A 21,923-nucleotide genomic window follows, 5' to 3' on the forward strand; every position below is an offset into this window, starting at 1 on the left:
CTAACCGCCGGGGTGCGGCATTCCCGGCATTCCACCCCGCACCGGTCAGATGATCACACGTTCACCGGAGTGGGCGCTTGTTCCTCGGCGGAGCCCCTGCCCGCCTGGTTCGCCCCTGCGGCCGCGACCAGCGCGGGGGCGGGGGTCAGCGCCGCGTCCCGGTCGCGCCGGACCAGTGCGGCGTAGCGGCCGTCGGCGCCGATCAGTTCCTCGTGCGTACCGCGCTCGGCTATGCGGCCGCCGTCCAGGACCACGATCTGGTCGGCGTCCCTGACGGTGGAGAGGCGGTGCGCGATGGTGATGGTGGTGCGCCCGCGGGACAGGTCCTCGATGGCCTGCTGCACCGCGTGTTCCGTCCGGGTGTCGAGGGCGCTGGTGGCCTCGTCGAGGATGAGCACCGGCGGATCGCGCAGGATGGTCCGGGCAATGGCCAGGCGCTGCTTCTCGCCCCCGGAGAACCTGTAGCCCCGTTCGCCGACGAGCGTCTCGTAGCCGTCGGGCAGGGACTCGATGTGGTCGTGGATCTGTGCGGCGCGGGCCGCCTCGACGATCTCCTCGTCGGTGGCGTCCGGCTTGGCGAAGCGCAGGTTGTCGGCGACGGTGGCGTGGAAGAGGTAGGTCTCCTGGGAGACCACGCCGATGGAGCGGGCCAGCGAGTCGAAGTCGAGGTCGCGCACGTCCACCCCGTCGAGGGCGATCCGGCCGCCGGTGACGTCGTACAGCCGCGGCACCAAATAGCTGAGGGTGCTCTTGCCCGAGCCGGTCGGACCGACCACGGCGAGGGAGCCGCCCGCCGGAACCGTGATGTCGATCGCCGTGAGCGTCGGGCCGCTCTTGGCCTCGTACTCGAAGTGCACGTCCTCCAGCCGGATCTCGCCCCTCGCCCGCTCCAGCCGGACCGGGTCCGCCTTCTCGGTGATGTCCACCGGCAGGTCGAGGTACTCGAAGATCCGGGCGAACAGGGCGAGGGAGGTCTGTATCTGCACGCCGGTCGACAGCAGGCTCACCGCGGGTCGGAAGAGGCCCTGCTGGAGGGTGACGAAGGCGACGAGGGTACCGACGGACAGGGAGGGCGCACCCGTCTGCAGGGCCAGTCCGGCCGCCCAGTAGATGAGCGCCGGCATCGCGGCCATGACGATCCCGATGGTGGACATGCGCCAGCGACCGGCCATGCTGGAGCGCACTTCGAGCCCGACCAGCTTCTCCGACTCGTCGGAGAAGGCGGCGGTGAGGGATTCCGAGCGGCCCATCGTGCGGCCGAGCAGGATCCCGCTGACCGAGAGGGACTCGGTGACCGTGGCGGCCATGGCGGCCATCTGCTTCTGCCGCTGCGTCGTGATCCGCTTGCGTTCGTGCCCGACCCGTCGGCTGATCCACACGAAGACGGGCAGGAGGAGCAGGGAGACGACGGTGAGCCGCCAGTCGAGCGCGAGCATCGCGACGACGGAGGCGATCACGGCCGTCAGGTTCGACACGAGGGAGGTCGCCGTGGAGGTGACCGTCGCCTGCATGCCGCCGATGTCGTTGGCGATGCGGGACTGCACCTCGCCGGTGCGGGTGCGGGTGAAGAAGGCCAGCGGCATCCGCTGGAGCTGGGCGTAGACGGCGGTGCGCAGGTCGTGCATGACGCGCTGGCCGACGGTGGTGGAGATGTAGGTCTGCAGGACGCCGAACACGCTGGTGACGACCGCGGTGAGGATCATGCCCAGGGCGAGCAGGCTCAGCAGGCCGGTGCGGCCCTCGGGTATCGCGACGTCGAGGATCTCCTTGAGCAGGAACGGCGAGGCGACGCCGACCAGCGAGGAGGCGGCCACCAGGGAGCCGACGACGGCGAGCCGGCCGCGGTAGGGCCGGAAGAGCCCGACGATCCGGCGCAGCTCGCGCGGGCGTTCGGCGGGGCCGGGGCGGGTGGGGTCGAGGGCTTCGTTCGATGGTGTCCAGTTCGGTTCTTCGGGGCGCATGGGCCTCCTTCTGACGAGACTCCGATGAGCTTAGCTCATTGTTACCTATGCTCACAATGAATCCGGTCCTGGTACTGTTCCCAGTATGAGCACCGGTTCCGAGAGCGACACCACGGGCGGCGTCCTCGCCGAGCAGCTGCTGCGTCTGACGCGGCGGCTCCACCGCATACAGAAACGCCAGATGGAGCCGCTCGGGATCACCCCCGCCCAGGGCCGACTGCTGCGCCTCGTCGCCCACCACGACGGCGACCTACCGCCCCGGATGGCCGATCTCGCCGCGCGTCTGGAGGTCGTGCCGCGTGCCGTGACCACCCTCGTGGACGGCCTGGAAGCGGCCGATTGCGTCCGCCGGGCACCCGACCCGGCGAACCGCCGCGTCATCCGGATCGAGCTCACCGAAACCGGCCGCGCCACGCTGCGCCGTCTGCGCAACGCGCGAACCGACGCCGCGGAGGAGATCCTGGCTCCATTGACCGCCGAACAGCGCGAGGTGCTCGGCGGCCTGCTGAACGCACTGGCGGACGTCCCGGCGGAGCGCCCCTGCTGATCCGCGCTCTCCGGCGCCGGGGCGGCGGCTCCGCGGGGCGCCGCCGAGACGGACGAGGGGTCGCACATGCCGCTGCTGGAACCGAAACCCGGCGCCCTGCGCCCGAACGGCACCGCCGGTCCCGCCCCCGATCGGGTGCCGGACCGGTCGGCCGCCGGCACCCCCGGCGCCCTGCGTGCGGAGCTGACCGAGCTGCTGGGCCCGGAGAAGGTCCTGTGGAAGGTCTCCGACCTGGTCCGCTACGCCACCGACGCCTCGCCCTACCGGTTCGTGCCGCAGGTCGTGGTGGTCGCCGAGGACATCGACGACATCTCTGCCGTCCTGTCGTACGCCCACGGCAAACAGCGGGACGTGGTCTTCCGCGCGGCCGGGACCTCCCTCAACGGCCAGGCCCAGGGCGAGGACATCCTGGTCGACGTGCGCCGCCACTGGACGGGCGTCGAGGTCCTCGAAGACGGCCTGCGGGCACGCATCGGGCCGGGCACCACCGTGCTGCGGGCCAACGCCGCGCTCGCCCGGCACGGCCGGATCCTGGGGCCCGACCCCGCCAGTGCCATCGCCTGCACCGTCGGCGGCGTCGTCGCGAACAACGCCTCCGGCATGACCGCGGGGACCACCAGGAACTCGTACCGCACCCTCTCCTCTCTCACCGTCGTCCTGCCGACGGGCACCGTCGTGGACACCGCCGACCCGCTCGCGGACGAGGAGCTGGCCCGCGCGGAGCCGGCCCTGTGCCACGGCCTGATGGCCGTGAAGGCGGAGATCGAGGCCGATCCGGCGCTCGTCGCCCGGATCCGCGCCAAGTACGAGATCAAGAACACCACCGGGTACCGACTGGACGCCTACCTCGACGGCAACACGCCCGTGGAGATCCTGCGCGGTCTGATGGTCGGCTCGGAAGGCACCCTCGGCTTCATCTCCGAAGTCGTCTTCGACACCGTTCCGCTCGACCGCGAGCTGACGAGCGCCCTGCTCTTCTTCCCCTCGCTGCCCGCCGCGGCGGCCGCCGTCCCGCTGTTCAACGAGGCCGGCGCACTCGCCGTCGAGCTGATGGACGGCAACACGCTGCGCGCGTCCGTCAGCGTCGCGGGGGTGCCCGCCGACTGGGCGCGCCTGCCCAAGGAAACGGCCGCCCTGCTCGTGGAGTTCCGGGCTCCGGACGCGGCGGGCCGCGCGGTCCTGGAGCGGCGCGCGGCCGCCGTGCTGCCGGCGCTGGACCTCGTGGCGCCGGTCCCCTCGGTGACGAACGCATTCACCTGCGATCCGAGGACGATCTCCGGCTACTGGAAGGCCCGCAAGGCCTTCGTCACCGCCGTCGGGGGCGCGAGGCCCCCGGGCACCACCCTGATCACCGAGGACTTCGCCGTGCCGCCGTCACGGCTGGCCGAGGCCTGCGAGGCGCTGTTGGCCCTCCAGGAGGAGCACGGCTTCGACGCGGCCGTCGCCGGTCACGCGGCGCACGGCAACCTGCACTTCCTGCTCGCCTTCGACGCCGCGAAGCCCGCCGACGTCGACCGGTACGCGGCGTTCATGGAGGCGTTCTGCCGACTCACCGTGGAGCGGTTCGACGGCTCTCTGAAGGCCGAGCACTCCACGGGCCGCAACATGGCCCCCTTCCTGGAGCTGGAGTGGGGTCCCGAGGCCACGGCACTGATGTGGCGCACCAAGCGGATCGTCGACCCGGACGGCATCCTCGCCCCGCGCGTCCTCCTCGACCGGGATCCGCGGGCCCACCTGCGCGGCCTGAAGACGATCCCGCGGGTGGAGGCGGTCGCCGACCCCTGCATCGAGTGCGGGTTCTGCGAACCGACCTGCCCCAGCGAGGACCTGACGACGACGCCCCGCCAGCGGATCGCGCTGCGCCGCGAGATGGTGCGGCAGGAGCCCGGCTCCCCCGTGCTCGACGGGCTGCTCGGGTCGTACGGCTACGACGCCGTCGACACCTGCGCCGGCGATTCCACCTGCAGGATCGCCTGCCCCGTCGGCATCGACACCGGTGCGCTGATGAAGGACTTCCGCCACCGTCGGCACAGCCCGCGCGAGGAACGGGCCGCGGCCCTGGCGGCCCGGCGGTTCCGCGGCGTGGAGGCGGCCGCCCGGCTGGCCGTGGCCGCCGCCGGCGCGCTCCCGGACGCGGTATCCGACCGGGTGCTGGGGGCGGTGACGGCCGCCGCGCGCAAGACCGTGCGCCCGGACCTGATCCCCGAATGGCTGCCGCAGATCCCGGGGGCCGCCGCCCGCCGGCTGCCCGCGACCGACCGGGTCACCGCGACCGCCGTGTACTACCCGGCCTGCGTCAACCGGATCTTCGGCGGCCCGGACGGGCGCCCCGGCCCGTCCCTGCCCGAGGCCGTGGTGGCGGTGTCGGAACGGGCCGGGAGGCCCGTGTGGATCCCGGACGACGTGACGGGCACCTGTTGCGCGACGATCTGGCACTCCAAGGGTTACGAGGCCGGCAACCGGGTGATGGCCAACCGGATCGTCGAGGCCGCCTGGGGCTGGACCGCCGGGGGCCTGCTCCCGCTGGTGGTCGACGCTTCGTCCTGCACGCTCGGCATCGCCCACGAGGTGGTCCCGTACCTGACCGACGACAACCGCGAGCTCCATGCCGGGCTGCGGATCGTCGACTCGGTCGTCTGGGCGGCGGAGGAACTGCTGCCCCGCCTGGAGGTCCGCCGGACCGTGGGCTCGGCCGTACTGCACCCCACCTGCTCGATGCGGCACCTCGACGACGAGGCGCAGCTGCGGACGGTGGCCGAGGCCTGCGCCGAGGAGGTCGTGGTCCCGGACGACCTCGGGTGCTGCGCCTTCGCGGGCGATCGCGGCATGCTCCACCCGGAGCTGACGGCCGCCGCCACGGCCCCGGAGGCGCGGGAGGTGGTGGCGCGACCGTTCGACGCGCACCTGTCGGCGAACCGGATGTGCGAGGTGGGCATGGACCGGGCCACCGGTCGGAGCTACTACTCGGTCCTGCTCGAACTGGAACGGGCCACCCGCCCCTGAACGGACCGGGCCCCGCGCTCCCCCAGGGTGCGCCGGAGTGCGCGCCCCGGTGCGGGAGGGACCCCTTCCGCACCCCGCTCCGGGCGGGAAAATCGATTGCCCGGGCCTGCCCGGAAAGGCGAACCTTGCGTGGCTTGAACCACTCGACCAGTCATGGGGCGTCATGCAGATCAGCGATCTTCCGTATCCGGATCCCGGGGTACCGGACGCCCGTTCCGGCCCCCGTTTCCTGCTGTGGCTCGGCAGGGGGCAACTCGGCGGACAGGCAAAGAGCCTGGGCTGGGGCCTCCTGCACCACTGCGGCATCGCCGGCCTGCCGTTCGCGGTGGGATTCGGGGTCGAGGCCGTGGTCAAGGGCGACGGCCGGCGGCTGCTGCTCGTCGGCGCGGTGATCGTGCTGCTCGGCATCGCCATCTCGCTGGGCGACGCGATGCTGCACCGCACGGCCGTCACCAACTGGATCACCGCCGCTGCCCGCGTGCAGCAACTGCTCGCACGCCGGACGGCCGAGCTCGGCGCCGCCCTGACCCGCCGGGTCGCCGCCGGTGAGGTCGTCGCCGTCTCCACGGGTGACGTCGAGAAGATCGGCTGGTTCGTGGAGGCCGTCTCCCGGTTCCTCGCTGCCGCCCTGGCCATCGTGCTCGTCTGCGTGGGCCTGGTCGTCTACGCCCCGGCCCTCGGCGTGGTCGTGGCCGTGGGCATGCCGGTGCTGGCGCTCGCGTCGCTGCCGCTGCTCCCCCGGGCCACCCGGCGCGCCGACTTCCAGCGCGAGAAGGCGGGCAGGGCCACCGAACTCGCCTCCGACACCGTCGCGGGCCTGCGGGTGCTGCGGGGCATCGGCGGCGAGGAACTGTTCCTCGGCCGCTACCGCGAGGCCTCCCAGGAGGTGCGGTCCGCCGCCGTGCGCAGCGCCCGGATGTGGGCGTTGATCTCGGCGATCCAGGTGTTCCTGCCGGGCCTGCTGCTCATCACGGTGGTCTGGTACGGCTCCTCCCTCGTACTGGCCGGGCGACTGGACATCGGTGAGCTCGTCGCCGTGTTCAGCGCCGTGTCCCTGATGCTGTACCCGCTCAGGAACGTGGAGGAGATCGCCATGGCCTACTCCTTCTCGCGTCCCTCCGCCCAGCGGGCGGCGAGGGTGCTGTCGCTGACGCGCACGGACGCCGAGGCGGAGACCGCCCCGGTGACCGGCACCGGGACGGACACGGGCCGGGGCGCGGGCGCGACCGCCGATGTTCCGGACGCTCCCGCTCCGGGCGGCGACCTGTACGACCCGGAAACGGGACTGCTGGCTCCGGCGGGCAGGCTCACGGCCGTCGTGTGCGGGGACCCGGACGTGGCGGGCCGCCTGGCCGAACGCCTCGGGGGACAGCCCGTACCGGCGGACGTCGCGACCGGGGAACCCTCGGTGCTGCTCGGCGGGGTCGCGCTGGACGACCTCGCGCTGGACACGGCGCGCACGCTGGTCCTCGTACAGGACAAGGATCCGGTGCTGCTGTCCGGGACGCTGCGCGAACTGTTCGACGTGCCGGCCTCGGGGGCCGTGGAGCCCGCGGCGGCACTGGCGGCGGCGCAGTGCGGGGACGTCCTGGAGGCCCTGCTCCAGTCGGCGCCCGACGGGGTCACCGACCCGATGGACGCCCGCGTCACCGAACGCGGCCGGTCCCTGTCGGGCGGGCAGCGCCAGCGCCTCGCGCTGGCCAGGTCGCTGGTCACCGACCCGGAGGTGCTGGTGCTGGACGAGCCGACCTCGGCCGTCGACTCGCACACCGAGGCGCGGATCGCCGACGGGATCTCGGCCCTGCGCGCGGGGCGGACCACGGTGGTCCTGGCGTCCTCGCCGCTGCTCCTGGACCGGGCCGACCGGGTGGTGCTCGTCCATGAGGGCCGCGCCCTGCCCGCGGGCACGCACCGCGAACTGCTGCGGGACGAACCGCGCTACCGGGCGGTCGTGACCCGCGAACCCGACGGGCCCGAGCGGCCCCGCCGGCCCGAAACCGCGATGGCCGGGTTGGAAGAAGCACTCACAGAGATCGAGGAATCCGCATGATCGGCGTGGCGCCACCGGAGTACGATCCGGCGGCCCCCGAGACGGCCGCGACGCTGCCCGTGGGCTCGTCGGCGACCGTACGGGGCTATGTGCGCGGCCTGTTCCTGCGCCACCGGCGGGCCTTCGTGATCCTGGTGACGGTCAACGCCGTCGCGGTGATCGCCTCCATGGTCGGCCCGTACCTGCTGGGCCGGGTCGTGGACGACCTCTCGGCGGGGGCGCGCGACCTCCACCTGGAGCGCGTGGGGCTGCTGTTCGCGCTGGCCCTGGTCGTCCAGACCTGCTTCGTGCGGCTGGTACGGCTGCGCGGGGCGATGCTCGGCGAGGAGATGCTGGCCGACCTGCGCGAGGACTTCCTGATCCGCTCGGTCGGCCTGCCGCCGGGCGTCCTGGAGCGGGCCGGCACGGGCGACCTGCTGTCCCGCATCACCACGGACATCGACCGGCTGGCCAACGCGATGCGCGAGGCCGTGCCGCAGCTGGCCATCGGCGTGGTGTGGGCCGGACTGCTCTTCGGGGCCCTCGCCGTGACCGCGCCGCCGCTGGCACTGGCCGCGCTGGTGGCGCTTCCCGTGCTGGTGATCGGCTGCCGCTGGTACTTCAGGCGGGCGCCTTCCGCGTACCGCTCGGAGGCGGCCGGTTACGCGGCGGTCGCGGCGGTGCTCACCGAGACGGTCGACGCCGGCCGGACCGTCGAGGCGCACCGCCTGGGACGGCGCCGGATCGCCCTTTCGGAGCGGCGGATCAAGGAATGGACGGCCTGGGAGCGGTACACCCTCTACCTCCGGACGGTCCTCTTCCCCGTCATCAACGTCACCTACGTGACGATCCTCGGTTCGGTGCTGATGATCGGCGGCTACTGCGTCCTCCAGGGCTGGATGTCGGTGGGGCAGCTGACCACGGGCGCCCTGCTGGCGCAGATGATGGTCGATCCGATCGGCCTGATCCTGCGCTGGTACGACGAGCTGCAGATCGCCCAGGTGTCGCTGGCCCGGCTGGTGGGCGTCCACGAGATCGAGCCGGCGGCGGGCGACGGCGGGCTCTCCCCGGAGGGCCGCGAAGTCCGCGCCGACGAGGTCCACTTCGGCTACCGGGAGGGCGTGGACGTCCTGCACCGCGTCTCGATGTCCGTGCCTCCGGGCACCCGGATGGCGCTGGTCGGCCCTTCGGGCGCGGGCAAGTCCACATTGGGCCGCCTGTTGGCGGGCATCTACGCGCCCCGGACCGGCGAGGTGACGCTGGGCGGCGCGCGGCTGTCGGGAATGCCGGCGGAGCGGGTGCGCGAGCACGTGGCCCTGGTCAACCAGGAACACCACGTGTTCGTGGGTTCGCTCCGGGACAACCTGCGCCTCGCGCGCTCGGGCGCGCAGGACGCCGAACTGTGGGCGGCACTGGGAGCGGTGGACGCCGACGGTTGGGCCCGGTCCCTGGGGTCCGGGCTGGACACCGAGGTCGGCTCGGGCGGCAGCGCGCTGACGCCGGCGCAGGCCCAGCAGGTCGCGCTGGCCCGGCTGGTCCTGGCGGACCCGCACACCCTGGTGCTGGACGAGGCCACCTCGTTGCTGGACCCGCGTGCCGCCCGGCACCTGGAGCGTTCGCTGGCCCGGGTGTTGGACGGCCGGACGGTCATCGCGATCGCCCACCGCCTGCACACCGCGCACGACGCGGACGTGATCGCGGTGGTCGAGGCGGGCCGGATCAGCGAGCTCGGTTCGCACGACGAGCTGGTTGCGGCCGACGGGGCGTACGCGGCCCTGTGGCGTTCCTGGCACGGCTGAGCGGCCCTCCGGGAGGGCGGCGGCGCGGCCGGACGGCCGGGACCTCGGGACGGTCCCGGCCGTTCGGCGCGTCCGCCCGCCCGCCCGCCGTCCGTCAGCCGCGGTTTCGCGTCCGGGCCGTCGCGGCGGGCTCGTACGCCTGCCGGCCCGCACACGTCCACACGACGGGACGGGCCACGTTCCCGGTGTCCAGCGCGACCCCGCCCACCCGATCGTCGTCGCCGACGGCGTGCGCGGCGGCGTAGCCGGTGGCGGTGAGTCCGCGCAGGGCGCGCATCGGGCCGTTCCCGGACCGGTACTGGGCCCGGACGACCGTGTCCTCGGGCGGGTTGTAGGTGGTGGCGAGGCCGACCGCGACCCCGGTGCGGGGACTGATGTCCTCGAAGGTGCCGCTGGTGCTGCCGGCGAGCCTGGGCGCGTACGTCGGCTCGGTGTACGGGGCGCTCCACACGAGCGGGTCGTCCTCCATGGCCCGGGTGTACCAGCGGTGGCCGACGATCCGGCCGCTCTCGTCGATGGCCTGCGGCCTGTAGTACTCGTAGTTGCCGCCGACCGGCCGGAGCAGGGTGGGGGCGGCCGCGATGTCGGCGGACCAGAGCAGGCCCGGGTTCATGTCGTACGGGTCCTCGTCGTTGCCGGTGGGCCCGGATCCGTGTCCCGTGATCCGCCCGGCGTTGTTGATCCCGGTGACCTCGTCGAGACGGAACCCGGGAGGGACGGGCAGTTCCCTGCGCAGGGCGCCGTCGGACCATTCGAGGCCGGTGCTCGTACCGGTCGAGGGGTCGCGGCGGTGGCCCACGACGTGGCCCCGGTCGTTGACGGCGGTCGCGTACTGGCCGCCCGGCAGCACCGTGACCGCCCGTGCCCCCGGCCGGTGGGCGAAGGCCTTGGGGCCGGTGGGGGTGGAGAAGGTACCGACCATGAGGCCGAGGCGGTTGACGGCTTCGACGCTGCCCCCGGTCGCCCCGGCCGGCAGCGGTACGGCGCGCACGGCGGTGCCGAGCCAGTAGGCGGGCTTGCCCCGGGAGACCCCGACGGACAGGCCGGCCGGTCCGATGCCGTTCACCTGGTCGGTGTGCAGCCACGGGTTGCCCTCGCCCTCTCCGGGCAGGGAATCCAGCACGCGCAGCGCGGGTCTGCAGGCGGCCGCGCCGTCCGGCGCCGCGTCGGCTGTCGCCCCCGGATCCGCGTGCGCGGGTGATACGAGGGCGAGCGCGGCGAGGAGCATCCCCGCCGTACCCGCGCCGATCGTCCTGCCGGTGCTGCCCATGGGTCCCCCCGGACGTCGTGCGAGCCGGCGGCTCCGACGGCTCGTCGGGGCACATGATGTCCGCCCGGGACACGCCTGAACAGACGGCCCCGCCCGCGGCGGACCGGGCGGGGGGACGCCGCGCCCGTGACGCCTTCTAGAAGAGGTTCAGGGCAGCGGCGCCGCCCACCCCTCCCAGCAGCATGAACACGGGCATCAGGACCTTCAGCTCGACCCAGCTGCCCGCGCGGAAGCGCATCATCTTCGGCGGGCCGATCGGGTACCAGCGCTTCCCCGCGATCGGCAGCGGCCACAGAATCGGGCAGCCCGAGACGGTCAGGGCGTCACCGATGTCGTGGACCAGGGCGCCGAGCAGGATGGGCAGGCCCAGCCACAGGTACTCCTGGCCCGGGTCGGTGAACAGCCAGCCCGCGCCGTTGCCCGGCTGGTCGAGGACCCCGGCCAGGATCCAGGCGCTGGTCGCGCCGAGCAGCCAGACCAGGACGTCGCTCGACATCCGGGCCGCCCGCCACAGCAGCCCTTCGACGGCGAGCACGAGGTGGACGAAGAGCAGGGCGAGGACGCCCCAGCGGTCGGTGGTGACCGCGAGGGCGGAGGAGCCGCCACCGATGAGGACGGCCCACAGCCAGGTGTGGGTCAGGGTGCGGTGACCGCCGGTGCGGCGGGCGTCGCGGGGGGAGCGGGTCGCCTTGTAGACGGCGTAGGAGATCTTGTCGACGACCTCGCACAGGACCCGGGAGAGGGGGCCGAAGGCGCGGGAGATCGTCGCCGATTTGTGGTCGAGGTCGGGAGCCAGGGCCGCGCCCGCGCAGATGAGCGCGCCGACGACGAGGACCGGCCAGGGCATCGGGTGCCCGGCGGCCGCCGCGGCGGCGCCCACCCCCAGCCAGGCCGCTGCTCCCGACAATGAGTGCGCCGGACCCATCATGCTCGTTCCCCGCCCCGGTACCTCGGTGATGGGGCCCTGTTGAGGAAGTCGATCGGGCCGCCCGGACGGCCCAGCGTACCGGCGGTGATCTTCCTCTTGTCCGCCGGTTCCCGGATCCGGGGTGAAGCCAGGCAAGATGGGGGGTGTGACCCTCATTGATCAGCTCCCGCCGAACGCCGACCCCGACGCCCTCTTCGAGGCTTTCTCCTCGTGGGCGGAGGACCAGGGCATCACCCTGTACCCGGCGCAGGAGGAGGCACTGATCGAGGTCGTCTCCGGGGCGAACGTGGTCCTTTCCACCCCGACCGGTTCCGGCAAGAGCCTCGTCGCGGCGGGCGCCCACTTCACGGCGCTGGCCCAGGACAAGGTCACCTTCTACACCGCCCCGATCAAGGCGCTGGTGTCGGAGAAGTTCTTCGACCTGTGCAAGCTGTTCGGTACCGAGAACGTCGGCATGCTCACCGGCGACGCCTCCGTGAACGCCGACGCCCCGGTGATCTGCTGTACCGCCGAGGTGCTGGCCTCCATCGCCCTGCGCGACGGCAAGTACGCGGACATCGGCCAGGTCGTCATGGACGAGTTCCACTTCTACGCGGAGCCGGACCGCGGCTGGGCCTGGCAGATCCCGCTGCTGGAGCTCCCGCAGGCCCAGTTCGTCCTGATGTCGGCCACCCTCGGCGACATGAAGCGGTTCGAGGAGGACCTGACCCGGCGCACCGGCCGGCCCACCTCCGTGGTCCGTTCGGCGACCCGACCGGTCCCGCTGTCCTACGAGTACGTGACCACGCCGATCACCGACACCATCACCGAGCTGCTGGAGACCCGGCAGTCCCCGGTGTACATCGTGCACTTCACGCAGGCCCAGGCGGTCGAGCGGGCACAGTCGCTGATGAGCATCAACATGTGCACCCGCGAGGAGAAGGACAGGATCGCGGAGCTGATCGGCAACTTCCGTTTCACCACGAAGTTCGGCCAGAACCTCTCCCGCTACGTCCGCCACGGCATCGGCGTGCACCACGCCGGCATGCTGCCCAAGTACCGGCGTCTCGTCGAGAAGCTGGCGCAGGCCGGTCTGCTGAAGGTCATCTGCGGCACCGACACCCTCGGCGTCGGCGTCAACGTGCCGATCCGCACCGTGCTGTTCACCGCCCTCACCAAGTACGACGGCAGCCGGGTCCGCACGCTGCGCGCCCGCGAGTTCCACCAGATCGCCGGCCGCGCCGGCCGGGCGGGCTTCGACACGGCCGGATTCGTGGTCGCGCAGGCGCCCGAGCACGTCATCGAGAACGAGAAGGCCCTGGCGAAGGCCGGCGACGACCCGAAGAAGCGCCGCAAGGTGGTCCGCAAGAAGGCCCCCGAGGGCTTCGTGGCCTGGTCGGACACCACGTTCGAAAAGTTGATCGCCGCCGACCCGGAACCGCTGACCTCCCGTTTCAAGGTCACCAACATCATGCTGCTGTCGGTGATCGCCCGACCGGGCGACGCCTTCAAGGCGATGCGCCACCTGCTGGAGGACAACCACGAGCCCCGCAAGGCGCAGCTGCGGCACATCCGCCGGGCGATCGCGATCTACCGTTCGCTGTTGGACGGCGGCGTGGTCGAGAAGCTCGACACCCCGGACGCCGAGGGCCGCACCATCCGGCTCACCGTCGACCTCCAGCAGGACTTCGCGTTGAACCAGCCGCTGTCCACCTTCGCGCTGGCCTCCTTCGACCTGCTGGACCCGGAGTCCCCCTCCTACGCCCTCGACATGGTCTCCGTCGTCGAGTCGACCCTCGACGACCCGCGCCAGATCCTCGCCGCGCAGCAGAACAAGGAACGCGGCATGGCGGTCGGCGCGATGAAGGCCGACGGGATCGAGTACGAGGAGCGCATGGAACGGCTCCAGGAGGTCACCTACCCCAAGCCGCTCGAAGAGCTGCTGCTCCACGCCTACGACGTGTACAGCAAGAGCCACCCGTGGGTCCGGGACCACCCCGTCTCGCCGAAGTCGATCATCCGCGACATGTACGAGCGGGCGATGACCTTCACCGAATTCACCTCCTACTACGAGCTGGCCCGCACCGAGGGCATCGTGCTGCGCTACCTGGCCGGCGCGTACAAGGCGCTGGACCACACCATCCCGGACGACCTGAAGTCCGAGGACCTGCAGGACCTCATCGCCTGGTTGGGCGAGCTGGTCCGACAGGTCGACTCCAGCCTGCTGGACGAGTGGGAGCAGTTGGCGAACCCGGAGGTGGAGACGGCGGAGCAGGCCCAGGAGAAGGCCGACCAGGTCAAGCCGGTCACGGCGAACTCCCGCGCCTTCCGCGTGCTGGTCCGCAACGCCATGTTCCGCCGGGTCGAGCTGGCGGCCCTCGACCACGTCAACGTGCTGGGCGAACTGGACGCGGAGTCCGGCTGGGACGCCGACGCCTGGGGCGAGGCCATGGACGGCTACTGGGACGAGTACGACGACCTCGGCACGGGCCCCGACGCCCGTGGTCCCAAGCTCCTGCAGATCGAGGAGGACCCGGCGCACGGGCTGTGGCGCGTCCGCCAGACCTTCGCCGACCCGAACGGGGACCATGGCTGGGGCATCAGTGCCGAGGTCGACCTCGCGGCGTCCGACGAGGAGGGCCGGGCGGTGCTCCGGGTCACCTCGGTCGGTGAGCTCGGCCAACTCTGAGCCGGCCCCGTTCGCGCCCGTCCCGCACGACGGGCCCCCAGCCCCCGCCGGAGCCGAGGCTTCCGACGGACCCGCCGTTCCCGCCGGACCCGACAGTGGAGAACCCCTGATGACGAACCCCGCCGAGAGACTCGTCGACCTGCTCGACCTGGAGCAGATCGAGGTCAACATCTTCCGGGGCGCGAGCCCCCAGGAATCGCTCCAGCGCGTGTTCGGCGGGCAGGTGGCCGGGCAGGCGCTGGTCGCGGCCGGCCGCACCACCGAGAGCGACCGCCCGGTCCACTCCCTCCACGCGTACTTCCTGCGCCCGGGCATCCCCGGCGTGCCGATCGTGTACCAGGTGGAGCGGGTGCGCGACGGGCGGTCCTTCACCACGCGCCGGGTCACCGCGGTCCAGCAGGGCAAGACCATCTTCAATCTGACCGCTTCCTTCCATCATCCGGAGGAGGGCGGCATCGAGCACCAGCTGCCCCCTCGCCTCGACTTCCCGCATCCGGAATCCCTCCCGAAGGTCGCGGACGAGATCCGCGAGCACCTGGGCGCGCTGCCCGAGGCGTTGGAGCGGATGGCCCGCCGGCAGCCCTTCGACATCCGGTACGTGGACCGGCTCCGTTGGACCCCGGAGGACCTCAAGGACGCCGACCCGCGCAGCGCGGTGTGGATGCGGGCGGTCGGCCCGCTGGGCGACGACCCGCTCGTGCACACCTGCGCCCTCACCTACGCCAGTGACATGACCCTCCTCGACGCCGTGCGCATCCCCGTCGAACCCCTCTGGGGCATGCGCGGTTTCGACATGGCCTCCCTGGACCACGCCATGTGGTTCCACCGGCCCTTCCGGGCCGACGAGTGGTTCCTGTACGACCAGGAGTCGCCGATCGCCCACGGTGGCCGCGGGCTGGCCCGGGGCCGGATCTACGACGTGGAGGGCAGGCTGCTGGTCTCCGTGGTCCAGGAAGGCCTGTTCCGCCCGTACGCGCCCGACGCGGCCAAGCCGGCCGTGTCACCGCAGTAGTCACCCGCATCGTCACCGCGCCGGTCGTCCGACCGCGGTGGTTCCCGTCCGTCCTCCTCACACGAAGAGCTGAGCACGCCCATGCCCACCCCGGCCCTCCCCTGCCCCTGCGGGCTGCCCGCCGCCTACCCGGCGTGCTGCGGCCGCTTCCACACGGGCGGCCAGGCGCCCACCGCCGAGCTGTTGATGCGGTCGCGCTTCAGCGCCTTCGCGCTCGGCGACACCGCATACCTGCTGCGCTCCTGGCACTCCTCGACCCGTCCGGGCCGACTCGTCCTGGATCCCGGACAGCGCTGGGAGCGGTTGGAGATCCTCGCCACCGCACGGGGCGGCATGTTCGAGACGGAGGGCTCGGTGGAGTTCCGCGCGCACTACCGCGAGGGCGGCCACACGGGCTCGCTGCACGAACACAGCACCTTCTCCCGCGAGGACGGCGCCTGGGTCTACGTCGGCCCCCTGTCCCCCGTCGCGTTCGACTGACCGCGCGCTCCGGCCAGGGCGACGTCCAGGTCGCGGCGGTAGCGCTCGATCTCTTCCGGTGACTGGGCCCTCAGGAGCCGGTGCGCCACCGCCGCGGCCGCCGGTACCTTCGGGTGGCCGTAGGGCGGCGGCGGTGCGAGCGCGGCCAGGACGATCCGCTCGGCCGGATCCGGGACGGCGGCCCGGACCTCTTCCTCCGGGAGCACGGAAGCCGGCACGGCCGCCCGCTCCCAGGGGTCGGCGGTCCGTCCCATCAGCAGGCCCACGTGCCGATCGCGCCATCCGACGGGCCTCAGGTCCCCCCGGGCGACGATCAGCTCCCGGTCCCCCTCGGACGCGGCGCCGCGCAGCGCTCCCGGGTCCGCGGCGGCGAACTCCCCCAGTTCCGCGACCAGATACAGCCACACGACGGCGCGGTAGCGGTTGACCCGGTATCCCACGGGCGTGACGTGCCCGCACCGTGCGAGCCGGGTGAACCGGCTCGGCCCGATCCCCAGCAGCCTCGCTCCGGCGTCGGCCCCGGCCACCGTCTCGACCCGGGCGCGCAACGCGTCCGGGAACCCGTCCGCCGCCTTGACCCGGTCCAGTTCGACCCTGGTGAAGCGTGCCGCGCCGCCCGGCGCACGCGGGCCCGCCCGTACCAGCCCCAATTGCACGGCCCGCGCGAACTCGGCCCGACCGAGCCCCAGTTCCGCTGCCGCCCGGACCCCGCCGAGCAAGGCGTCCTGCCTCGGTTCCCCCCGAGGGCCCGCCTCCACGAACACGACCGTCCCCGCCGGCCCCGCCGGCGCCACAGGCCCCACCGATCGCGCGCACGCCTTCGCGCCCGTTTCCCCCGCGGCTTTCGCGTCGGTCTTCGCCGCGGCCCGCATCGCGGCCCTCACCGATCCCCACGTCACGCCCTGCGTCACGCCCCGCGTCAGATGCTGCGTCACGGTCTTCATCACGGCCCTCCCCACGAGTGGCGATCACTCTGTGCAAAGACCGTAACTCAGCGCGACGAAAGCCCGCCGGCCCTGTGGAAAACTCCGGCCGGCGCCCCCGATCAGCCTCCGGTGATCCGCCGCTCGGCGACACCAAGGTGCTCGCCCACCCGGTTGACCAGCAGCGTCATCTCGTACGCGACCTGGACGATGTCCGCCTCCGCCGCGCTCAGCGCGCACAGGCAGCTGCCCGAACCCGCCGCCACGACGAAGAGGAAACCCTCGTCGTACTCCACCATCGTCTGACGCACCTCACCCGCCCGGAAGTGCCGCCCCGAGCCCTTGGCCAGGCTCTGCAGGCCGGCCGCGACGGCCGCCAGGTGTTCCGCGTCCTCCCGCGCCAGTCCCGCGGTGGCCGCCGTCACCAGTCCGTCGTTCGACAGCACCACGGCGTGCCGGACCTGCTGGACCCTGCGCGTCAGGTCGTCCAGCAACCAGTCCAGTTGCTTGTCCAGTGCCATTTCCAGCCCCTCCCCGTCGACGCGGCCGACATGGCCGCGCCCCACCCCGCGTAGTCGTTCCGCCAGCCTTCCCCACCAGGGGCTTTCCGGCAAGGAGGATGGACCCATGGCACAGAAGATGACTCAAGAGGAATGGCGGGCGTTCGTCTCCCACGGCACCCGCACCGGAAAGCTGGCGACGGTCCGCGCGGACGGAAGCCCCCACATCGCTCCCATCTGGTTCGTACTCGACGGCGATTCCTTCCTGTTCAACACCGGTAAGGACACCGTCAAGGGGCGGAATCTGGCCCGTGACGGCCGAGTCTCCCTGTGCGTGGACGACGACCGTCCGCCGTTCTCCTACGTGGTCCTCCAGGGCCGCGCCACCATCGCCGAGTACGCCGACGACCCGCAGGAGACCCTGCACTGGGCCACCCGGGTCGCCGCCCGGTACATGGGCGAGGAACGCGGCGAGGCCTTCGGCCGGCGCAACGCCGTCCCCGGCGAGCTACTGGTCCGCGTGGCCATCGACAAGGTGATCGCGACGGCCGGTGTGGCGGACTGACCCTCCCGCGGGCCCGCCTACGGCCCCACCGAGTCGAGCAGCCGGGCGGTGTGCATCCGCCCGGCGTACTCGACCAGCCGGATCAGCACCTCCTTGCCCGAGTCCTTGTCCCTCGCGTCGCACAGCACCACGGGCGTCCCCTGGTCCAGGTCCAGCGCCCGCGCCACCTCGTTCGCCCCGTAACGCCGCGCGTTGGTGAAGCAGTTGACGGCGACGACGAAGGGGATCCGCCGGTGCTCGAAGTAGTCGACCGCCGGGAAGCAGTCCTCCAGCCGCCGGGTGTCCGCCAGTACGACCGCCCCCAGCGCACCCTGCGACAACTCGTCCCAGAGGAACCAGAACCGGTCCTGGCCGGGCGTCCCGAACAGGTACAGCGACAGTCCCGACCGGATGGTGATCCGGCCGAAGTCCATGGCCACGGTCGTGGTGGTCTTCTGGTCGACCCCGCCGGTGTCGTCGACCAGTTCGCCCGCCTCGCTCAACAGCTCCTCGGTCCGCAGCGGCCGGATCTCGCTGACCGCGCCCACCAGGGTGGTCTTGCCCACCCCGAAGCCACCGGCCACGAGGATCTTCAGCGCCAGCGCGGTCAGGTCCCCGTCCGCCCCCGAAGCCGCGGCCCGTGCGGGCCCGTCGTCGTGCAGTCCCATCACAGCGCTCGCAATCCCTCGATGACTTCACGCAGAATCCGCCCGTCCGGCAGCTGGGCGGGCGGAACGGGCCGGCTCACCTTGACGTGCCCCGCCTCCAACAGGTCCCCCAGCAGCACCCGCACCACGCCCACCGGAAGATCCGCGTCCGCGGCGAGTTCCGCCACCGACTGGGTCTCGGAGCGGCACAGCCCGAGCAGGGCCCGGTGTTCCGGGCCGAGCAGCGCCTCGTCCGCGTCCCCGGAGGCGTCCGGGTCCACCACGACCAGCGCGATCAGATCGAAGCGGACCCCGTGGGGGCCGGGCTTGGTGCGCCCGCCCGTCATGGCGTAGGGGCGTACGAGGGGTCCCGCCTCGGCGTCGTACCACTGGCCGTCCACGTGCCGGACCGCCGCCTTCACCCGGCGGACGGCGGTTGCGCCGCGAACCGGGCGGGCGTGTAGAGGTGTTCGCCGACCCGCTTGACCAGCCGGGCCATCTCGTAGGCGATCAGACCGATGTCCGCGCCCGCCGCGCTGAGGACGGACAGGCAGGACCCGTCCCCGGCCGCCGCGACGAACAGGTAGCCCTCGTCCATCTCCACCATCGTCTGGCGCACGCCCCCGGCGTGGAAATGCCGTCCCGCGCCCTTGGCGAGGCTGTGGAACCCGGAGGCGACGGCGGCCAGGTGTTCGGCGTCCTCCCTGCTGAGGGCGCTGGAGGAGCCCACCGCCAGCCCGTCGTTGGACAGGACGACAGCGTGCCGGACCTCCCGGACCCGCATCACCAGGTCGTCGAGCAGCCAGTCCAGTTCGCCGGACCGGGGGACGCCGTCGAGGTCGATCCCGTGGTGTTCGCTCATCACACTTCTCCTTCGCTGCCTGCGTGGGGGGAGTTCTCCCGGGCGCCGCGCGCCCAGCCGTCCCGGTAGGCGGCCATCCGGTCCCGGGCCTCCTCGGGGCTGCGCCCCGGCGGCTCCTCGGCCCGCGTCGAACCCGGGGGCGCCTTCGGCTCGGGGGCCTCGCGCAACTGCGGGACCAGGCTGGCCTGACGGACCCGGCGGGGCAGTTCCGTCACCGAGGCACCCGACGCGGGCGACGGACCGGAAACGGGCCCGGGCCCGGGACCCGGAGCGGCGCCGTGGGCCGCGCGGCCGGCTCCGGACTGCCCCTGGGCCCCGCCCGGGGCGAAGCCGGGGCCGGGCTCCGGAGCCGGGGACCGCACCGATGCGGAGGGGCCGGTGACCGGTGCCGGGTGGGTACGGGTGGCCGCGCCGCCGGCGCCGCGCGGCCTCAGCGCGGCCACCGGGGCGGGCCGTTGCCGCGTGGTCGCGGGGCCGGACGCGGGGACGGCGGCCCGGTCCCGTTCCGGGGCGGGCAGGCCGCGCACGGACTCCCGTACGACGCTCATGGCCGGGGCGTTCGACGGTGCCCGGGCGGCTTCCGCGGCCGGCTCGGCGGGTGCCTGTGGCGTGGCGGCGGCGGCGGGTGCTCCGGCGATCGCACCCTGGAGGAGGGAGTTCGGCAGCAGGACCACCGCGGTGGTGCCCCCGTAGGGCGAGGTCCGCAGGTGGACCTGGATCGCGTGGCGGGTCGAGAGCCGGCTGACCACGAAGAGCCCGAGGCGGTCGCTGTCGAAGAGGTCGAGGTCCTCGGAGTGCTCGATCCGCCGGTTGGCCTCCGCCAGCACCTCGCGGCCCATGCCGAGACCGCGGTCCTCGACCTCCAGGACGTATCCGGTGCCGACCGGCTCGCCGCTGACCCGGACCTTGGTGTGCGGGGGCGAGAACTGGGTGGCGTTCTCGATGAGTTCGGCGAGCAGGTGGGTGAGGTCCGCGACGGCTCCGCCGGACACGGCCGCCTCGGCGAGCCCGCGCACCTCGACGCGCTGGTAGTCCTCGATCTCGGAGACGGCCGCGCGGACCACGTTCGTCAACGGGACCGGCATCCGCCACGCGCGTCCGGGGGCGGCGCCCGAGAGGATGATCAGGCTCTCGGCGTGCCGGCGCATCCGCGTGGTGAGGTGGTCGAGGCGGAAGAGGTCGCCGAGTTCGCCCGGGTCGTCCGCGCGGCGCTCCATGGAGTCGAGGAGGGTCAGCTGCTTGTGGACGAGGACCTGGCTGCGGCGGGCGAGGTTGACGAACACCCCGCTGACCCCGCTGGCGAGTTCGGCGCGCTCGACCGCGGCGCTGAGGGCCGCCCGGTGGACGGTGGACAGCGCCTCCCCGACCTGGGTGATCTCGTCGTCGGCGGGCCGCCCGGGCGGGGTCTCGGCGTCCACGTCGATGGTCTGGCCTGCGCGCAGCCGGTCCATGGCGTGCGGGAGTTCGCGGTGGGCGATGTGCAGGGCGGTGTTGCGCAGCGAGACCAGCTCGACGACGAGTGCCCGGCCGATGCGGACGGAGATGACGAGGGAGGCGGCGACGGCGGCCAGGCCCAGCAGCACGGCCGCGCCGGCGGGGCTCAGCGCGCCTTCGGTGAACGGGTCCGCGCGGTCGGCGGCTTCGGCGCGGGCGGCGTCGCGGATCTCCTTCATGGAGCCGCTGATCCCGGCGTACGCGGCCTCCCAGCCGGCGGGGACGCCCGAGGCGTCGCGCACCGCCGCGGCCGCGTTGCCGGCGTTCGCCGCGTTGCCGGCCGCAGGGGCGGGGGCGGCTGCCGCCAGGACCCGGTCCTCGGCCCCGGTGAGGTCGGCGTAGGCGGCGCTCCTGGAGGCGGCGTCCCAGACCTCCCGTTGGGCGGCGGGCAGGTCCCGGGCTGCGGCCGTGGTCGACGCGCGCCGGGACTCGACGGTCCCGGCCAGCCGGCGAAGCGTTTCGGCGCTCCGCTGTCCCGGCAGGGCGAGCAGGACGTCCTCCCGGGCCAGCAGTTCCCCTGCGCGGGCGAACTCCAGCAGGACCCGGGCGTCGGAGCCGAGTTCGGGGTTCCGGCCGGCGGAGAGGGATCCTTCGACGGCGAGGGCGGAGTCGGTCAGGCGCGTGTACGTCGCGTAGGCCGCCTCGGGGGTCGCACGGCGGTCGGTGATGTCCTTGCGGGCGGTTGCGAGGGCTTCGGCGGCGGTCACGAACTCCCCGAGCCGGGTGACGATGTCGGGGCCGTAGTCCCCGGAGTCGGCGACGGTGTGGCGGTCGCCGAGCCGCAGGCTCCGTACGGCGTCGTCGGTGCGCCGGGCCTGCTGCGCCAATCCGGCGCCCTGGTCGGCGGCGGGGTCGGCCAGGAAGCGGACGGCCGACCGGCGTTCGGCCTGGAGCTCGGCGAGCGCGGCGGCGACGGGGGTGCGGATCTCGGCGTCGACCTGGCGGATCCTGCTGATCGCGGCGATGTCCTGGGCGGTACTGACGGTGGCGAAGGCCCAGAGGGCGAGCAGCGAGACCACCGGGACCATCAGCAGCGAGACGATCTTCGCCCGTACGGTGGCGGGCCGCAGCCGGATCCGCGGCAGTGCCCCGCCACCGGACCGCGCCGGGTCCGCGCCGGGGCGGAAGGCCCGCTCCTGCTCGCGTTCCTCGGCCGGGGGCCCCGCGTGCGCCCGGCGGCCGCGCGCGGGGGGCGCGGGCGGCCGCTGGGCCGCTGCTTCCGGTCTGCTGCGGGGTCTGCGCATGGGCTCCTCGTT

17 protein-coding genes are annotated in these 21,923 nt (G+C 73.1%); 8 read left to right on the forward strand and 9 right to left on the reverse strand.

Annotation, left to right across the window (positions count from 1 at the left end; translation table 11 throughout):
* Positions 1–53: 53 nt before the first annotated feature.
* A complete protein-coding gene (locus ACFVS6_RS21540; RefSeq protein WP_389705924.1) occupies positions 54–1,961 on the reverse strand; it encodes an ABC transporter ATP-binding protein in 1,908 nt (635 codons plus the stop codon).
* Positions 1,962–2,046: 85 nt separating this feature from the next.
* Between ACFVS6_RS21540 and ACFVS6_RS21545 the strand changes: the two genes are divergently transcribed.
* The 4 genes from ACFVS6_RS21545 (at position 2,047) to ACFVS6_RS21560 (ending at position 9,339) form a co-directional block, all read left to right on the forward strand.
* On the forward strand, positions 2,047–2,508 hold the full coding sequence (locus ACFVS6_RS21545) for a MarR family winged helix-turn-helix transcriptional regulator (protein WP_389705926.1): 462 nt from the start codon (positions 2,047–2,049) through the stop codon (positions 2,506–2,508).
* Positions 2,509–2,574: 66 nt separating this feature from the next.
* Positions 2,575–5,511 (forward strand): FAD-binding and (Fe-S)-binding domain-containing protein, encoded by a 2,937-nt coding sequence (locus ACFVS6_RS21550; protein ID WP_389705928.1) that lies wholly within the window; start codon positions 2,575–2,577, stop codon positions 5,509–5,511.
* Between the two features lie 163 nt (positions 5,512–5,674).
* Positions 5,675–7,561, forward strand: coding sequence for an ABC transporter transmembrane domain-containing protein (locus ACFVS6_RS21555; RefSeq protein ID WP_389705930.1), 1,887 nt, complete (start codon positions 5,675–5,677; stop codon positions 7,559–7,561).
* Positions 7,558–9,339: an ABC transporter ATP-binding protein gene (locus tag ACFVS6_RS21560; protein ID WP_389705932.1), complete on the forward strand. Its 1,782-nt coding sequence runs from the start codon at positions 7,558–7,560 to the stop codon at positions 9,337–9,339. Before ACFVS6_RS21555 ends, ACFVS6_RS21560 begins: the two co-directional genes overlap by 4 nt.
* Positions 9,340–9,433: 94 nt before the next feature.
* On the opposite strand, the gene ACFVS6_RS21565 is transcribed toward ACFVS6_RS21560, so the two are convergent.
* Positions 9,434–10,609 (reverse strand): hypothetical protein, encoded by a 1,176-nt coding sequence (locus tag ACFVS6_RS21565; protein WP_389705934.1) that lies wholly within the window; start codon positions 10,607–10,609, stop codon positions 9,434–9,436.
* 136 nt (positions 10,610–10,745) lie between these two features.
* Entirely contained in the window at positions 10,746–11,537 is a 792-nt protein-coding gene (locus tag ACFVS6_RS21570) for a metal-dependent hydrolase (protein ID WP_389705935.1), read from the reverse strand.
* A gap of 145 nt (positions 11,538–11,682) precedes the next feature.
* Between ACFVS6_RS21570 and ACFVS6_RS21575 the strand changes: the two genes are divergently transcribed.
* From ACFVS6_RS21575 to ACFVS6_RS21585, 3 genes are all read left to right on the forward strand, one after another.
* On the forward strand, positions 11,683–14,205 hold the full coding sequence (locus ACFVS6_RS21575; protein WP_389705937.1) for a DEAD/DEAH box helicase: 2,523 nt from the start codon (positions 11,683–11,685) through the stop codon (positions 14,203–14,205).
* A 109-nt stretch (positions 14,206–14,314) separates the two neighbouring features.
* On the forward strand, positions 14,315–15,217 hold the full coding sequence (locus ACFVS6_RS21580) for an acyl-CoA thioesterase (protein ID WP_389705939.1): 903 nt from the start codon (positions 14,315–14,317) through the stop codon (positions 15,215–15,217).
* An 81-nt stretch (positions 15,218–15,298) separates the two neighbouring features.
* Positions 15,299–15,697: a YchJ family protein gene (locus ACFVS6_RS21585; RefSeq protein WP_389705941.1), complete on the forward strand. Its 399-nt coding sequence runs from the start codon at positions 15,299–15,301 to the stop codon at positions 15,695–15,697.
* On the opposite strand, the gene ACFVS6_RS21590 is transcribed toward ACFVS6_RS21585, so the two are convergent.
* Entirely contained in the window at positions 15,661–16,641 is a 981-nt protein-coding gene (locus tag ACFVS6_RS21590; protein ID WP_389705943.1) for a DUF6397 family protein, read from the reverse strand. The two genes, ACFVS6_RS21585 and ACFVS6_RS21590, sit on opposite strands and share 37 nt — an antisense overlap.
* A gap of 101 nt (positions 16,642–16,742) precedes the next feature.
* Positions 16,743–17,141 (reverse strand): roadblock/LC7 domain-containing protein, encoded by a 399-nt coding sequence (locus ACFVS6_RS21595; protein ID WP_281209658.1) that lies wholly within the window; start codon positions 17,139–17,141, stop codon positions 16,743–16,745.
* A 106-nt stretch (positions 17,142–17,247) separates the two neighbouring features.
* Between ACFVS6_RS21595 and ACFVS6_RS21600 the strand changes: the two genes are divergently transcribed.
* The gene (locus ACFVS6_RS21600) at positions 17,248–17,685 is read left to right on the forward strand and encodes a PPOX class F420-dependent oxidoreductase (protein WP_389705945.1); all 438 of its coding nucleotides are present in this window, start codon (positions 17,248–17,250) and stop codon (positions 17,683–17,685) included.
* Positions 17,686–17,702: 17 nt separating this feature from the next.
* Here the strand turns inward: ACFVS6_RS21600 and ACFVS6_RS21605 are convergent, their stop codons facing one another.
* From ACFVS6_RS21605 to ACFVS6_RS21620, 4 genes are read right to left on the reverse strand one after another with little or no spacing between them, the layout of a single operon-like run.
* Positions 17,703–18,332 (reverse strand): ATP/GTP-binding protein, encoded by a 630-nt coding sequence (locus tag ACFVS6_RS21605; RefSeq protein WP_385571498.1) that lies wholly within the window; start codon positions 18,330–18,332, stop codon positions 17,703–17,705.
* Positions 18,332–18,733: a DUF742 domain-containing protein gene (locus ACFVS6_RS21610; RefSeq protein WP_389705947.1), complete on the reverse strand. Its 402-nt coding sequence runs from the start codon at positions 18,731–18,733 to the stop codon at positions 18,332–18,334. Before ACFVS6_RS21610 ends, ACFVS6_RS21605 begins: the two co-directional genes overlap by 1 nt.
* The gene (locus ACFVS6_RS21615) at positions 18,730–19,173 is read right to left on the reverse strand and encodes a roadblock/LC7 domain-containing protein (RefSeq protein ID WP_389705949.1); all 444 of its coding nucleotides are present in this window, start codon (positions 19,171–19,173) and stop codon (positions 18,730–18,732) included. The genes ACFVS6_RS21610 and ACFVS6_RS21615 overlap by 4 nt, the downstream gene beginning before the upstream one ends.
* Positions 19,173–21,911: a nitrate- and nitrite sensing domain-containing protein gene (locus ACFVS6_RS21620; protein ID WP_389705951.1), complete on the reverse strand. Its 2,739-nt coding sequence runs from the start codon at positions 21,909–21,911 to the stop codon at positions 19,173–19,175. The genes ACFVS6_RS21615 and ACFVS6_RS21620 overlap by 1 nt, the downstream gene beginning before the upstream one ends.
* Between the last annotated feature and the right edge of the window lie 12 nt (positions 21,912–21,923).

It is taken from the genome of Streptomyces sp. NPDC057939 (genome assembly GCF_042887545.1).
GTDB lineage: Bacteria > Actinomycetota > Actinomycetes > Streptomycetales > Streptomycetaceae > Streptomyces.

Excerpts from the sequence above, each read along its gene's own strand:
- ACFVS6_RS21620 (WP_389705951.1), bottom strand. The coding sequence starts at position 21,911 with ATGCGCAGACCCCGCAGCAGACCGGAAGCAGCGGCCCAGCGGCCGCCC.
- ACFVS6_RS21565 (WP_389705934.1), bottom strand. The coding sequence starts at position 10,609 with ATGGGCAGCACCGGCAGGACGATCGGCGCGGGTACGGCGGGGATGCTC.
- ACFVS6_RS21605 (WP_385571498.1), bottom strand. The coding sequence starts at position 18,332 with ATGGGACTGCACGACGACGGGCCCGCACGGGCCGCGGCTTCGGGGGCG.
- ACFVS6_RS21580 (WP_389705939.1), top strand. The coding sequence starts at position 14,315 with ATGACGAACCCCGCCGAGAGACTCGTCGACCTGCTCGACCTGGAGCAG.
- ACFVS6_RS21540 (WP_389705924.1), bottom strand. The coding sequence starts at position 1,961 with ATGCGCCCCGAAGAACCGAACTGGACACCATCGAACGAAGCCCTCGAC.
- ACFVS6_RS21550 (WP_389705928.1), top strand. The coding sequence starts at position 2,575 with ATGCCGCTGCTGGAACCGAAACCCGGCGCCCTGCGCCCGAACGGCACC.
- ACFVS6_RS21615 (WP_389705949.1), bottom strand. The coding sequence starts at position 19,173 with ATGAGCGAACACCACGGGATCGACCTCGACGGCGTCCCCCGGTCCGGC.
- ACFVS6_RS21555 (WP_389705930.1), top strand. The coding sequence starts at position 5,675 with ATGCAGATCAGCGATCTTCCGTATCCGGATCCCGGGGTACCGGACGCC.
- ACFVS6_RS21590 (WP_389705943.1), bottom strand. The coding sequence starts at position 16,641 with ATGAAGACCGTGACGCAGCATCTGACGCGGGGCGTGACGCAGGGCGTG.
- ACFVS6_RS21585 (WP_389705941.1), top strand. The coding sequence starts at position 15,299 with ATGCCCACCCCGGCCCTCCCCTGCCCCTGCGGGCTGCCCGCCGCCTAC.
- ACFVS6_RS21560 (WP_389705932.1), top strand. The coding sequence starts at position 7,558 with ATGATCGGCGTGGCGCCACCGGAGTACGATCCGGCGGCCCCCGAGACG.
- ACFVS6_RS21595 (WP_281209658.1), bottom strand. The coding sequence starts at position 17,141 with ATGGCACTGGACAAGCAACTGGACTGGTTGCTGGACGACCTGACGCGC.
- ACFVS6_RS21570 (WP_389705935.1), bottom strand. The coding sequence starts at position 11,537 with ATGATGGGTCCGGCGCACTCATTGTCGGGAGCAGCGGCCTGGCTGGGG.
- ACFVS6_RS21600 (WP_389705945.1), top strand. The coding sequence starts at position 17,248 with ATGGCACAGAAGATGACTCAAGAGGAATGGCGGGCGTTCGTCTCCCAC.
- ACFVS6_RS21545 (WP_389705926.1), top strand. The coding sequence starts at position 2,047 with ATGAGCACCGGTTCCGAGAGCGACACCACGGGCGGCGTCCTCGCCGAG.